The following is a 14,376-nucleotide window of genomic DNA, read 5'->3' on the forward strand; positions in this document are numbered from 1 at the left end:
TTAGAAAGTATTTTCTGCAAATAATTCTCAAAATAATACCGCTGCATATTAATTTTATTTTAACCTTTATTAAACCCTTTTTAATTGAGTACCCATTTTTCAAAACTTACCAAACATTACCACCACTTTACTCATTATGCAGCATTTTTATCCTTCATCTCCCCCACTCATCCACAAATGGGCCTGTTTGCTTCTACTGGCGATCGGCTCTGTTGCCATGGCTGGGCCCGGTACAGTTTCTACCGCTACGCCAACAACCCAGAACCCTGCCGCCGATATTACGGTTAGCGGCCGTGTCACCGATGCAACAACCAACGAAGCCCTGGCTGGCTGTAGTGTTGTCGTCAAAGGAACGAACCGGGGCACCACAACCGATGCCAACGGCAATTACCGGATTGTTGCCCCCGATGGAAATTCGGTGCTGGTATTCGGCTTTATCGGGTTTGTATCTCAGGATGTTCCCATTGGCAATCAGACAACGATCAACGTGACCCTCAAGGCATCGGCCTCCGAGCTGGCTCAGGTGGTTGTCATAGGTTATGGGAGTGCTTCCAAAAAAGATATGACCGGCTCCGTCAAATCAATCAAAAGTACCGAATTTAATAAGGGGATCATCAATTCGCCCGAACAACTGTTGCAGGGCAAAGTGGCTGGGGTAAATGTCACGTCGGCCAGTGGCGAACCGGGTGGTCAGCAAAACATTACGATCCGGGGGCCAGGTGGGGTTCGCACGGGCAGCACTCCACTTTTTGTATTGGATGGGATTGCGCTCGATAACTCCAGCACGGGGGGCGCTACCAATCCGCTGAACTTCCTGAACCCGCAGGACATTGAGTCGATCGATGTACTGAAAGATGCGTCGGCAACCGCTATTTATGGGGCTCGGGGGGCCAACGGGGTGGTGCTCATCACCACCAAAAAAGGGAAGGCGGGATTCTCAAACTTCACCCTGTCGAGCAGCCTGGGGATTTCCAATCTGACTCGCCCGCTGGCCGTCTTTTCGGCCGATGAATACCGTCGGCAGGTTCCGGCAGTGGGTGGTGTGCTCGACGACTTCAAAGGGAATACCGACTGGCAGAAAGAGGTGACCCGGACTGCGCAAACCTGGAATCACAACCTCTCATTTGGCGGTGGGACCGATAAGCTGACCTATTATGGGTCGCTAGGCGTACAAAATCAGGAGGGCATCATCAAAAACAGCCGGATGAGCCGGTATACGGGCCGCATCAACGTGTCGCAGAAACTGCTTGAAGATCGGCTGAATCTGGACGTCAACCTGACCGCTTCCTATACCTACAACATGCGCCCACCGACGGAAACCATTCTGGGTAGTGCGATTTCGGCCAATCCGACCTTACCGGCCTACGATACCAACGGCGACCCCTATAAATACCTGAGTGGTACGAATCCGCTGATTACCCTGAACCTGGAAAAGGATATGACCACCATCAACCGGGTAGTCGGCAATATTTCACCCTCGTTCAAGATCACCAAAGATCTGGTCTACAAGCTCAACCTGGGTGTCGACAACTCCAGTTCGATGCGGGATGTACAGTCGCTTCCGAGTCTGGTTCCTCAGCAGGATGGCCGCCTGGAAACCATTTACCGGATCAACCGCAATATTCTGGTCGAGAATTACTTCACTTATACGCTGGCCCGGCAGGATCATAACCTGACCGCGCTGCTGGGGCATTCATACCAGAAAATTTATGTGCAGGAGCGCTCATCGAGCATCAATAAGTTCCCCATATCGCCCATTGAGCCGATTTATAACCCAGGTTTAGGCCAGGACCTGACCCTGGCGAATAACAAGCCGACCGGGTTTGCGCTGGAAAATGAACTCCAGTCCTTTTTCGGCCGGGCCAATTATCATTATAAGGATAAGTACCTGGCAACGGCAACCGTACGGGCCGATGGGTCTTCTAAATTCGGGGCCAATAACAAATACGGTATTTTCCCCTCGTTCTCACTGGGCTGGCGGCTATCGGAAGAATCCTTCCTGAAATCGGGACCGTTCAGCGATCTTAAATTACGGGCGGGCTGGGGCCGTACGGGTAACCAGGAAATCCCCTCCAAAATTACCCAGGCGCTGTTCACCTCGCAGGTATCAGCCTCGACCAGCTACCCACTGGCGGCTACAGGGGCTTACCCGGCCGGTACATCCTACACCCGACTGGCCAACCCCGATATTCAATGGGAAGTATCGAACCAGACCGATTTAGGCGTTGACTTTGGGCTGTTTAAAGGGGCTCTGACTGGTTCCGTTGATTATTTCCGGAAAGTATCCAACAACATCCTGCTGGAGGTAATCCCTTCGGACCCGGTTCAACCGGCCGGAACCTTCTGGACCAACGTACCCGACATGACCATCACCAATCAGGGGCTTGAACTGGACCTAAATTATCGGTATGCTAGTTTGAACGGCTTCCGGTTCGATATTGGCGGAAACATCACCTTCATTGACAATGTGGTGAACAATTCGCCCTATACGGTGATTCCATCCGGCTCGGCTTCGGGTTCGGGGCTGACCTCGGCTACCATCAACGGGTATATCAACGGACAGCCGATTGGCACGTTCTTCCTGAAAAACTTCATTGGTCTGGACGATAAAGGCATCAGTAAATTTCAGGATGTAGATGGTGACGGCATCATTACGGATAAAGACCGGATTGCTGCCGGAAGCGCGCTCCCGACGAAACAATTCAACCTGAACGGGAACCTGGCCTATAAAGGTTTCGATCTGGCCATCAATTTCAACGGAGTGTCGGGTAACAAGCTCTATGACAACACCGCGAATGCCAACTTCTACAAACTTCGGCTATCGAAAGGGCTGAACACCACGGCAGAAGCCATTCAGTACCCAAACGAGTCGATCAACAACTCGGCTCCGGTATCGACCCGCTATCTGAAAAACGGTTCGTTCTTCCGGCTGAACAACCTCACCCTGGGGTATAATCTCGACCCAAAACTCATTGGCATGAAACGCTGGATTTCGGGTATCCGCCTGTCGGCAACGGGGCAAAATCTGTTCGTGATTACCAAATACGACGGATTCGATCCCGAAGTAAACACCGACCGGACCATCAACGGGATTCTGTCGTATGGCATCGATTACCTCAGCTACCCCAAAGCCAAAACGTTTGTATTTGGCCTGAACCTTACTTTTTAATTCCGATTCCAATGAATAAGAAACTCATATCCATGCTGGCCCTGGCCGGTATGCTCTTTATAAATGGTTGTACGAACCTGGCCGAAAAAGTTCTCGACGAGGCATCGGTTTCGGGCCTGACCGACCGGCAGGCAGCCGATGGCATCCTGGCCCCGGTTTATGCCCGATTGCCAGATATCTTTCTGCATACCAATTACTTCGCCATTCAGGAGATTTCGACCGATGAGGCCATCCTCCCCTATCGGGGCGGAACGGATTGGGGCGACAATGGTATCTACCTGGCCATGCACCAGCATACTTATACCAGTACCGACCCAAACCTGCGGAACACCTGGACACTCATTTTGCAGGGGCTATCACGAGCTATTACGGCCATCAATACCCTGCCGACGCTGAAAGATCCGGTTACGAAAACCTATCTGGCCGAAGCCCGGGGCATGCGGGCCTATTATGGCTTGCTGACCCTGGATCTGTTTGGGATCGTGTTTGTTAAAGACGACCTGGGAGCGACCTCAACCATTCTGCGTGGTACCGAAGCCGTCGAATACCTTAAAAACGAGTTTCTGGCCGTAGAACCTGACCTGGAAACCGGGGTTGGTCCCGGTCGTCTGACCAAAGGAGCCGTTTGGGGGCTGCTGGCCCGGCTCTACCTGAATGCGGGGGTATATCGGGATATTTACGGCGCTCAGGTTACGTTTAAGCCGGAAGACATGGACAAAGTGGTTGAATACTGCGATAAGATCATCAATTCGGGCCAGTACCAACTGTCGAAAGATTACTTCGCCATTTTCAACTCCGACAACCACGACAACAAGGAGTTGATCTTTGCCGTCGACCAGCGGGCCGATCTGAACGGAACCAACCGGATGGCGTATTTCTCCCTCTCGGGCGACCAGTTTCCCATTCCGGCCTATCCGAATGCCAATGGAACCGACGGGCCAGCCATCACACCCGACTATTACCGTACCTGGGTGAATGCTTATGCACCCAAAGATCCAACGGTCGATCCTCGTTTTTACAAGCAGAACCTGTCGATCTACTCCAATCCAGCCGACTCCTGCGTAGCTGAAGCCGATTTCAACATCAATCGGGGGATTCTGCGGGGACAGCAATACGGTCTGATTCGTCGGAATGGGGTGTTCCTGAAATGCCCGGATGGGAAGTTTAAGGTGGCGAAACTGTATCACGATACCCGCAACAAGCCAACACTGGCCGTTGACTTTACCGAACAGATTGACTTCACCGTAGCGGGCAGCAACTACAATACCGGCTACCGGGTCGAAAAGTATGAGTTCAGCAAGAAATCGGTGAGTGGGCGAAATTTTGGGGAGGCCGATATTATCATTCTCCGGTTGGCGGATATCTACCTGATGCGGGCCGAAGCCAAACTTCGGAAAAGCAACGATGCAGCCAGCGCCCTAGCCGATGTCAATACGGTACGGGCGGCCCGGACGGTGACTGCCCCTCCTCCTGCCCTAACTGCAATGAATCTGGATTTGCTGTACCGGGAGCGTGGCTTTGAGTTGTACTGGGAAATGGTTCGCCGGACCGATATGATCCGGTTTGGCAAATACGAAGGCACCTGGACGGAAAAAACGAACAGCGATAAACTAAAACGCATTTTTCCGATTCCACAAACCGCTATTGATGGAGCCTCTAATCTGCCTGGGTATCTAGTCCAGAATCAGAGTTATTAATCCGTATTTCGAATACTGTACGCAGGCGGCCAGTTCATCAATCTGGTCGCCTGTTTTTTTGACTGGACAGATCGATCGGATACATCGTTGCCAGACCCAGGCTGATTAGCATTAAATACGAATGGTTATTTCCGGGATACCGTTGATTTCACAGGCAGTTTGAGAAAACGAACTCCAATACGATCCGAATACTTTCTGTGTCTTCGAGAGGGAGAAAAGCTCAACAACAGCCCGCTGCATTCCCTGGCTTGTGGTCCGGTTTACGGGTTCACAATTCGTTTTAATACGTTCGCCAAACGTATTCATCAGGCAGAGCTTAACGGCTGTGTTATCCGAAGCCACATAAAAATTGGTCAGGGGTTCCCGCTGTATTTCCTGCTTCATCGCGTCGATAAACAGGGTAAAGGGGCTCTGTATCCGAGCCTTCTGATTATCGGTTCGCCGGATATGAACGCCCATGGTATGCGCATTAAATGATTGGTTTTCATCGGCTAGGTTCTTCAGGATAGGAGCGATTGGCCGAAACGCACTATACGATGCATGAGGATCGTAAAAGTGGACGCAACTCGTCATATATAGAGTCGAATACTGCTTTAGCTGTAAAAAATCATAATTCTCTTTTGTCATTAGGTATAGTCTGGAGGTAGGGTAAAATGGGCCACTGCCAATTTTCCGCACCAGATCGGGTAAAAATAGATTTCGTCTTCGTCCATGCTAAAAAAAACAGGCACTCGCTTAGACTCAATCAGACTTATCCCTTTTATTGGTTCAAACAAGGCTGAAAATGGGCAGTTTAATTGTTCATTCTGAATCCAGTATAGTTCAAGCGCTTGCTCCATCGCATTCGCAAATGCAATGGCCGAACTTATGGCCCGCATCCGATTGCAAAAACCAAGCAACGGATAAATTTCATTACGCTTCAGGCAGTTTATGATCAACTTGCTGGCCCAAATGACCTGTTGATTTTCCAAGCGCAGGGGTATTCTTCACCCGAATAATTTCGGCCGCAATACTGACTGCAATTTCTTCCGGTGTCTGGCTATGGATGGGGATGCCAATCGGTGCGTGAATGCGTTTTATGAACGTATCGGAGATCCCCTCGGCCCGATACTCAGCAAAAAGGGTATTCATCTTCGTCTGGCTACCCAACACCCCAAAATACCGAAACGTCTTGTTCTGCAAGGCCCGGATAGCCAGGTCATCGGTACGATAGCCAAACGTCATGACCACTACAAACTGGTTTCTGCCTGGTAGAATCAGATTGGCCAGATCACTATAGGTATGCACAAGGATTTTCTCATGGGCCAGGTCGTTCAGTTGCAGGGTGTGGAGGTCAGGCCGGTCATCGTAGATACGGATGTAAAAATCCATCTGACTCATCAGCCCGGATAATGCCAGCCCACAGTGCCCCCCTCCTACGATGATCAATTCGTTTTTAAAGCCCAGCCGCTCCTGATACCACCACACATCGGCCGATTGTCGGACAAATCGGTAGTCACGATCGGGGGAGGTGTTTGCCGTATACTGAATGCCTGACGGGGACAAGGTCAATAGGCCGTTTTGACACTGGTCAAGACCAGCGACAATCGCCTGAACAGCCGGTTCGTCGTGGGGCTGTAAAGGATACAGCAGTAGGGTTTGGTCGCCGGAACAGATCATACCGCTCTGGTTGCGAACGGCTTTCTTGTCGTGGTACTGCGTGCGGATAGCGGGTTCAGCGGTTTGCGATTGTAGCTTTTCTTTGGCCATTTCCACAAACTTGTGCTCCATGATCCCTCCCCCAATCGACCCGGCCATTTTCCCCGATGCGGTTACCGCCATCAGAAACCCCTGCCGACCAGGGCTACTTCCATGACTCTCCAGTACATACAACAGCATCACGGGTTGCTTTTGCTGACAACTTTCAAGAATTAACTGCCAGACGAGCAGTGACTTCGGTTTGTTCATGGGCAGAGCGGACGGAGCCTGGTGTAGCGCGTGGTGGATACAGAGCCATCAACACTTTCTCGGGCGTCATAGGGGCGTCATAAGGAATGATTGCCGTCGGGTTGAACGCCCGTATAGCTTTCCGAAGGGCAAAATAGGCGCCGATGCCGTACATAAGGGGTGGCTCGCCCACGGCTTTCGACCGAAAAATGGCCAGGTTATCCTGCTCGGTTTTCAACGGCTCAATGGCTATTTCTTTAGGCACAGAATACAGGTCAGGCACTTTATAGGTCGATAAGGCATTGGACCGCAATCGCCCCTCTTTATCATAAACAACCTCTTCCATGGTCATCCAGCCAAGCCCCTGCACGATGCCCCCCTCAATCTGTCCCCGGTCGATCAGTGGGTTCATACTGACCCCAAAATCATGCACCACCTTCACCGACTCCATTTCATAGGTTCCGCGAAGGCAGTCGACGGTTACTTCAACGATGGCCGTACCGTACACATGATAGGCAAACGGATGGCCTTTTTCACGGCTGGCATCATAGTGAATAGCGGGCGTAGCATAGTGGGCGTGCTCGGATAGACTGACGCGTTTCGTAAACGCTTCCATCACCAGCCGATTCCAGTCCCAGTCGGTTCGGTTACCATTCACATACACCCATTCATCTTGTATCGTAATGGCTTCGGCAGTCGTTTGTAATTCACCTGCCGCCACAACCTTTAGTCGTTCTCTAATTTCAGTGCAGGCCAGTTCTACCGCTTTCCCATTCAGATCGGCGGTGGCGCTGGCTGCCGAGGGCGATGTGTTCGCAATGCGGTACGTACTCGTTGTCTGCAATTTCACCCGTTCGGGCCGAATCGCCAGTGTTTGGGCAGCAACCTGAAGCATTTTTGTATTTACCCCCTGCCCCATCTCGACGGCCCCCGTACTCACGCCCACACTACCGTCGGTATACACGTGTACCAGCGCCCTCGCCTGGTTCATGCGGGTGTTTGTAAACGAAATTCCGAAGCAAATAGGCATCAACGAAAAGGCCTTCTTAGTCAATAGGTTAACACTGTTAAATTGATCAATCCGGGCGCGAATTTCCTCCAGTCGATACAGCTCTATCGCTTTGTCCCAGCAGGCATGCGCTTCGCTTACGGCTTTCTGTCCATAAGCAAACTCATCGCCGGTTTTATTCAGGTTTGCCCCCTGAATCACCGTGGCTTCAATGCCTAATTCTTCCGCAGCTTTAGCAATGGCCGCTTCGATCACAAACATGCCCTGTGGCCCGCCAAACCCCCGAAACGCGGTATTGGGCGGAAGGTGTGTTCGGCAGCTATAAGCTGTAGCGGTTACGTTTGGGATAAAGTAGGTGTTGGTACAGTGAAACAAAGTCCGCTCTAAGACGGCTGGCGACAGATCGGCGGCCGCACCGGCATTCTGGTAAAATGTAGCTTCGTAAGCAATGATCTTCAGGTGGTCGTCCAGACCGATTTTAAAGTCCGACGAATAGGGATGTCGCTTGCCCGTCATAGCCATATCCTCCATCCGATGCAGGGAATATTTAACGGGTTGTCGGAGCACATGCGCAGCCAACGCACACAAAGCTGCCCACATATTGGCCTGATCCTCTTTACCGCCAAAACCCCCACCCAGCCGGGTTACATCGACATCAATCTTGTGCATCGCCAGACCCGACGAGCGCGAAACAGCGCGTTGCACAGCCGTTGGGCCCTGGGTAGACGAATAGAGTTTAATCCCGTTGTTCTCCTGTGGAACAGCATATGCGCCCTGGGTTTCAATATACAGATGCTCCTGACCGTTGGTTTCGGTTCGCCCCTCGAAGATATGTGAACACTGCGCCCAGGCCGTTGCAGTATCCCCCAACTTGTGGGTCCGGGGCCTGACAATCAGTTCCCCTTTCGCCTGCGCTTCGCGCGGGTCGGTAATGATGGGCAGCGGTTCAATGTCGACGGTGATTTTTTTTACGGCTGAACGGGCAATGTCTTCGCTTTCGGCCACGACAAACACAATCGGCATTCCGCAGTAATGAACGTGGTGTTCGGCCAGTAGGGGTTCATCAGGCACGATGCCACCAATCTGGTTTTCGCCTGTTACGTCTTTGTATGTAAAGAGCTTGACTACACCGGGTACAGCTTGTGCTGCCGATAAATCCAGGTTTTTGATTTTTCCGTGCGCGACCGGCGAGCCAAACGCAGCACCGAACAGCGTTCCCCGAATCAGGGGGATATCGTCCAGATATACCGATTCCCCCCGTACATGCGTTCTGGAATCTATATTTTTCATAGGCTATCCCGTTTATATAGACCGCAGATGATTCTGATCAGTATGATTTGTTAAGATCGGTGTCAATCCGAATGAGCATACCCATCTGCGTTCTATTGAGCCAATAACGACTCTACCTTCAACTCCGGAAACAACTTAATAAAATGTGCTTTAATCAACTGACTGAGCAATAACCGTTTATAAGCTTCAGTCCCGCGTGCATCACTAATGGGTGCTATGTCGGTTTGTGCAACCTGCGTGGCTTCAAGAATCACGGCTTCCGTAAGGGGCTTTCCGGTTAAAAATGCTTCCGTATTGGTCAATCGCCTGGGGATTGGGGCAACGCCACCCGCCGATAATTTCACCGAGGTTATCAGATTCCCATCGACTAGCAGTTGAATGGCCGAGTTGACGCTGGCAATGTCGAGATGGGTTCGCTTACTGACCTTCTCAAAATTGAACCGGCTCGAAGGACTGGGCAAATCGAAGGTAATTTTTTCCAGAATTTCCTCAGGTTGCCTGTCGAGGGTTTTATAGCCCAGATACAGGTCTCGCAATGGTAAACTCCGGCTTTGTGTACCGTCGTTGAGGGTAATGTCGGCATCCAGTGCCAGAAACACGATCGTAAAATCACCAATTGGGGAGGCATTGATCAGATTCCCCCCGATAGTAGCCAGATTACGAATCGGTGTTGATGAAATCAGTTTTGTATACGCCTTAAAATCGGGGAAATAGCGCTGCAGTATGGGTGATTCCATCAGGTCAGTTACGGTTGATGCAGCACCAATATCACATGTATTCCCTTCCTGACGAATCCCTTTCAGGGATGCTTTTTCCGCTAAAAACAGAATGGATGACTCTTTTAACGCATCATGCTTCTGCACATATACATCCGTACCCCCGCCTACGCGTTCAGCAAGCGGAAAATCATTTCTCAGTTCGCCATTCAGGTGGGCCGATAAACCAAGCAGTCGCTCCTCAATGGTAGAAAAATAGCCCGGTAAAATTCCGCGATCAGCCACAAACTGTGTTGGTACTTCGTTCGTGCGCGATTCCAGTAATTGAGCAACCCGTGCAGCCGCCCGCTCAATCGACTTATAGCCCGTACAACGACAGATATTGCCATCGATAGCCGCATGGGCATTCTGTATGGTAGCGGCATTCTTGCTGAGGCAAAACCCCGCCAGCGACATCACAAAACCGGGTGTACAGAACCCGCATTGCGTTGCCGATTCCTCGACCATTGCCTGCTGAATCGGATTCAGTTCGTCCTGGTTTATGCCTTCTATCGTAACGATGTGTTTCCCGTGGACATTTCCCAGCGGCATCAGGCAAGAGGTAGCTGTCCGGTAACGTAATTCCCCGGTCGCAACATCACCCACTAATACGGTACAGGCTCCACAATCTCCTTCCCGACAACCGATCTTTGTTCCGGACAGGTATTGATGATAGCGCACAAAATCAAGCACCGTTGTTCCAGGCGGCAACGATGTCCTAACGTCCTTCGTATTTAAAATAAAGGAAATCAATGCGTTTGTTATAAGTTATTCCAGATTAAGCCACTAGCCGATCCCTGGTAGGGTATTCTTCAAAAAGCGCTGTCGATTCATGGATATCAGTGATCGTTCAGAGGCAGGCCACGCCGTTGGAATTCTTTCCAGTTCAGGTATTCGTCGCCTTTGCGCTGTTCGACCATCGTGATGCAGCCATCTACCGGACAAACTAATTTACACAAATTACAACCAACGCACTCATTTTCGATGATCGAATAGGTGTTATAGGGCTTTCCGTAGGTCAGGTTGATGGCCTGATGCGAGGTATCTTCGCAGGCGATGTAGCATAACCCGCAATGGATGCACTTGTCCTGGTTGATGTTCGCAACAATATGGTAGTTGATGTCGAGGTCTTCCCAGTGCGTGATGGTCGGAACCGATTTACCAATAAAGTCGTAAATGGTTTTAAACCCTTTTTCATCCATCCAGTTGTTCAGTCCATCGCACAGGTCGTCGATGATGCGAAAGCCATGCTTCATAACGGCCGTACATACCTGCACTGAAGTAGCCCCCAGCAACATAAACTCGGCAGCATCTTTCCAGGTACTGACGCCCCCAATCCCTGAGATTGGTACGCGCGATGTAACGGGGTCCTGAGCAATGGTCGTCAGCATTTTTAGGGCAATGGGCTTCACTGCCGGACCACAATACCCACCATACACCGATTTTCCGGCCACGTATGGATTCGGTACAAACGTGTCTAAATCGACTCCCGTTACAGACTGGATCGTATTGATCAGCGACAGGGCGTTTGTACCGCCTTCGACGGATGCCCGTCCGGTGGGCACGACCGAATGTACATTGGGAGTCAGTTTCGTAATAACCGGAATCGTGGCTTTTTCCATGACCCATTCCACCACCATTTTCGCGATGTCAGGGTCCTGCCCCACGGCCGCCCCCATGCCGCGCTCGGTCATGCCGTGTGGACAACCGAAGTTCAGTTCCAGACCATGAGCGCCTGTATCTTCGACCTGCGCAATCAGTTCATGCCATTTTTCGCGGGTATTATCCGCCATGAGCGACACGACCATGGCCCGGTCGGGAAACTCCCGAACGCATTCGGCAATCTCACGCAGGTTGATGGCAAGCGGTCGATCCGATATCAGTTCGATATTGTTCAGCCCCATCACCCTGCTGCCGTTATAATCGACGGCCGAATAGCGTGATGATACATTTTTGACCTGTGAACCCAGCGTTTTCCAGACAACTCCCCCCCAGCCGGCTTCAAAAGCCCGTAGGACATTGTATTTTTTATCCGTCGGCGGAGCACTCGCCAGCCAGTACGGATTTGGCGATTGGATACCGAGAAAGTTTGTGCTTAAATCAGCCATAATTTAAAGAGTGAAAGAGCGAATGAGTGAATGAGTGAAAGTTGCTTACGCCAGCGTGTGCCACACCAGCGAATCACTCTTTCATTCTTGCACTCTTTCGCTCTTTATAAAATGTAAGATCGCCAGCGCTCCGTCTTTGCCTGCCTGTACCGCATCGACGACCTCTTTGCCGCCGTTGACACAGTCGCCCCCGGCAAAAACTCCGGGAATATTGGTCTCACAGTTGTCGTTGATGGCCAGTTTACCAGACCAGTTTGTCAGGTGGTTGGTATTCACCAGGTCTTCATAGGGTATTTGCCCGGCAGCTTTGATCACCATATCAACATCTAGGGTGATGGTTTCGCCCGTTTCGACCGGACTACGACGACCACTGGTATCTGGAACTCCCAATTCCATAATCTGGCAAACCAGTTGCGTCACCCGGCCATTTTCGCCTAAGACCTCCTTGGGTGATGCCAGCCAGATGATGTTGCAGCCGTCCAGTTTTGCCAGGTTCAGCTCGACTTCGGTACTTGGCATTTCGGCCTGTGTCCGCCGATAAACGATCGTTACTTCTTTGGCACCCAGTCGTTTGGCCTGGGTAGCCGCATCGATGGCGGTCATACCTAAACCAATTACGGCCACTTTATCTCCAACCGGAACCGAAGGATACCCTTTCTCGCGAATGTCGTAGATGAACCGGATGGCGTCTTCGACCCCTTCCAGTTCTTCGCCCGGAATAGCCAGATGACGTGCCACACCCACCCCAATGCCCAGGTAGACCGCATCGTAAGTAGCCTGAAGGTCTGCCAGGGTCAGATTTCGGCCCAACTCCTGCCCATAGTTGATCGTAATGCCCCCCAGTGAGGTAATGAAATTTACTTCATCCTCACAGAATTGCGGGGTGACTTTGTAGGCAGCTATGCCATAAGTCATCAAACCACCCCCTTTGCTTTCCTTTTCGTAAATCGTCACATCTACTCCTTCGCGGCTCAAAACGTGAGCACAACTCAGGCCTGCCGGTCCGGCCCCGACCACGGCTACTTTTTTGCCTGTAGATGGCTTACGCTGAAACAATGGCCACTTTTGCGCAATGGCTTTTTCGGTCGAATACCGCTGAAGGCGGGCAATCGGAATGGGGGGCTCATCGAGCAGATTATACACGCAGGCTCCCTCGCACAGTTTCTCTACGGGGCATACCTTCGAACAGCCGCCCCCCATAATATTGGCATCCAGAATCGTATAGGCCGATCCTTTAAGATTATCGGTGGTAATTTGCTTGATAAACTTTGGAATATTGATGCTCGTTGGGCAACTTTTCGTGCAGGGGGCATCATAGCAAAACAAACACCGATTGGCTTCCACCAGTGCCGCTTCACGCGTTTCGAAGGGCGGGTGAATATCGCTGAAGTTATGCTCGTACTGTTCAGTCGTAAGTCGGTTATTGAGAATGGCCATAGATAAGGAGCGAGGAGTCAGGAGCGGGAAGTGGGCATTGCTGGCATGTTTTTACGTTGATTCGTCAGCCAGTCTCACTCCTCACTCCTATTACTTTTACAATTCTACCAATTCCTTATAGGTTTCCGGTCTTCGATCTCTGAAGAATTGCCAGACACTGCGGACTTCGTCGATCATATCGAGGTCGAATTCAGCAATGAGCAGTTCGTCTTTATCTTCCGATGCCTGGGCGAAGATTTGACCACGGGGGTCAACGAAATAGGATGAGCCGTAAAATCGGCCCAGGTTCCAGGGTTTTTCTTCACCCACGCGATTGATACAACCCATAAAATAGCCATTGGCAGCCGCATGGGCGGGTTGTTCCAGTTTCCAGAGGTATTGCGAAAGACCAGCCACTGTAGCCGACGGATTGTACACGATTTCGGCCCCATTCAGGCCCAGGCAACGGGCACCGTCGGGAAAATGGCGATCGTAACAGATGTACACCCCGATTTTAGCATAACGTGTCTGAAATACTGGATATCCCAGGTTGCCGGGTTTAAAGAAAAATTTCTCCCAGAAGCCTGAGGTATGGGGAATGTGGTTTTTGCGGTATTTCCCCAGGTACGTACCATCCGCATCGATGACGGCCGCCGTATTGTATAAAACACCAGCCTGTTCCTTTTCGTAGACCGGAACAATCATTACCATGTTGTACTTTTTAGCATATTCCGCCATTCGGTCAGTCGTGGGTCCCGGCACGGTTTCGGCCGATTTGTACCAGTCGGCATTTTGACCCGGACAGAAATAAGGCGTATTGAAAATTTCCTGCAAACACAAAATCTGAACCCCTTTCTTTCCGGCTTCTTCAATGAGTGGGATATGCTTCTGCACCATTGATTCTTTAATTTCGTCAATCGTGCCTTCGCCTTCGGTCATTGGCAGGCTCATCTGGATCAATCCCGATTTTATTGGTCGTGGCATGCGTGTATTGGATTAATTGGTT

10 protein-coding genes are annotated in these 14,376 nt (G+C 51.0%); 2 read left to right on the forward strand and 8 right to left on the reverse strand.

Translation table 11 applies throughout. The annotated features are described in order from the left end of the window. Positions 1–136: 136 nt before the first annotated feature. Together B153_RS0120580 and B153_RS0120585 are read left to right on the forward strand one after the other, a co-directional pair. Positions 137–3,169, forward strand: coding sequence for a SusC/RagA family TonB-linked outer membrane protein (locus B153_RS0120580; protein ID WP_020598633.1), 3,033 nt, complete (start codon positions 137–139; stop codon positions 3,167–3,169). Positions 3,170–3,180: 11 nt separating this feature from the next. After that, positions 3,181–4,866, forward strand: coding sequence for a RagB/SusD family nutrient uptake outer membrane protein (locus B153_RS0120585; RefSeq protein WP_026262317.1), 1,686 nt, complete (start codon positions 3,181–3,183; stop codon positions 4,864–4,866). Positions 4,867–4,977: 111 nt separating this feature from the next. On the opposite strand, the gene B153_RS0120590 is transcribed toward B153_RS0120585, so the two are convergent. From B153_RS0120590 to B153_RS0120625, 8 genes are all read right to left on the reverse strand, one after another. After that, complete coding sequence (locus B153_RS0120590) at positions 4,978–5,493, reverse strand: O-fucosyltransferase family protein (protein ID WP_020598635.1); 516 nt, start codon at positions 5,491–5,493, stop codon at positions 4,978–4,980. Further along, a complete protein-coding gene (locus B153_RS0120595) occupies positions 5,493–5,744 on the reverse strand; it encodes a hypothetical protein (RefSeq protein WP_020598636.1) in 252 nt (83 codons plus the stop codon). The genes B153_RS0120590 and B153_RS0120595 overlap by 1 nt, the downstream gene beginning before the upstream one ends. Positions 5,745–5,778: 34 nt before the next feature. Continuing rightward, a complete protein-coding gene (locus B153_RS0120600) occupies positions 5,779–6,813 on the reverse strand; it encodes an XdhC family protein (RefSeq protein WP_051097321.1) in 1,035 nt (344 codons plus the stop codon). Next, a complete protein-coding gene (locus B153_RS0120605; protein ID WP_020598638.1) occupies positions 6,770–9,091 on the reverse strand; it encodes a xanthine dehydrogenase molybdopterin binding subunit in 2,322 nt (773 codons plus the stop codon). Before B153_RS0120605 ends, B153_RS0120600 begins: the two co-directional genes overlap by 44 nt. A 92-nt stretch (positions 9,092–9,183) precedes the next feature. Next, on the reverse strand, positions 9,184–10,599 hold the full coding sequence (locus B153_RS0120610; RefSeq protein WP_026262318.1) for an FAD binding domain-containing protein: 1,416 nt from the start codon (positions 10,597–10,599) through the stop codon (positions 9,184–9,186). Positions 10,600–10,685: 86 nt separating this feature from the next. Then, positions 10,686–11,954, reverse strand: a complete 1,269-nt coding sequence (gene preA, locus B153_RS0120615) for an NAD-dependent dihydropyrimidine dehydrogenase subunit PreA (RefSeq protein ID WP_020598640.1) — start codon at positions 11,952–11,954, stop codon at positions 10,686–10,688. Between the two features lie 81 nt (positions 11,955–12,035). Next, entirely contained in the window at positions 12,036–13,391 is a 1,356-nt protein-coding gene (locus B153_RS0120620) for an NAD(P)-dependent oxidoreductase (protein ID WP_020598641.1), read from the reverse strand. Positions 13,392–13,487: 96 nt separating this feature from the next. Then, positions 13,488–14,354, reverse strand: coding sequence for a nitrilase-related carbon-nitrogen hydrolase (locus B153_RS0120625; protein WP_026262319.1), 867 nt, complete (start codon positions 14,352–14,354; stop codon positions 13,488–13,490). Positions 14,355–14,376 lie beyond the last annotated feature (22 nt).

The sequence above is a fragment of the Spirosoma panaciterrae DSM 21099 genome, assembly GCF_000374025.1.
GTDB classification, from domain to species: domain Bacteria; phylum Bacteroidota; class Bacteroidia; order Cytophagales; family Spirosomataceae; genus Spirosoma; species Spirosoma panaciterrae.

Coding starts and splice junctions, on each gene's coding strand:
- preA (WP_020598640.1), bottom strand. CDS start 11,954: ATGGCTGATTTAAGCACAAACTTTCTCGGTATCCAATCGCCAAATCCG.
- B153_RS0120605 (WP_020598638.1), bottom strand. CDS start 9,091: ATGAAAAATATAGATTCCAGAACGCATGTACGGGGGGAATCGGTATAT.
- B153_RS0120625 (WP_026262319.1), bottom strand. CDS start 14,354: ATGCCACGACCAATAAAATCGGGATTGATCCAGATGAGCCTGCCAATG.
- B153_RS0120585 (WP_026262317.1), top strand. CDS start 3,181: ATGAATAAGAAACTCATATCCATGCTGGCCCTGGCCGGTATGCTCTTT.
- B153_RS0120595 (WP_020598636.1), bottom strand. CDS start 5,744: ATGCGGGCCATAAGTTCGGCCATTGCATTTGCGAATGCGATGGAGCAA.
- B153_RS0120620 (WP_020598641.1), bottom strand. CDS start 13,391: ATGGCCATTCTCAATAACCGACTTACGACTGAACAGTACGAGCATAAC.
- B153_RS0120580 (WP_020598633.1), top strand. CDS start 137: ATGCAGCATTTTTATCCTTCATCTCCCCCACTCATCCACAAATGGGCC.
- B153_RS0120600 (WP_051097321.1), bottom strand. CDS start 6,813: ATGAACAAACCGAAGTCACTGCTCGTCTGGCAGTTAATTCTTGAAAGT.
- B153_RS0120590 (WP_020598635.1), bottom strand. CDS start 5,493: ATGACAAAAGAGAATTATGATTTTTTACAGCTAAAGCAGTATTCGACT.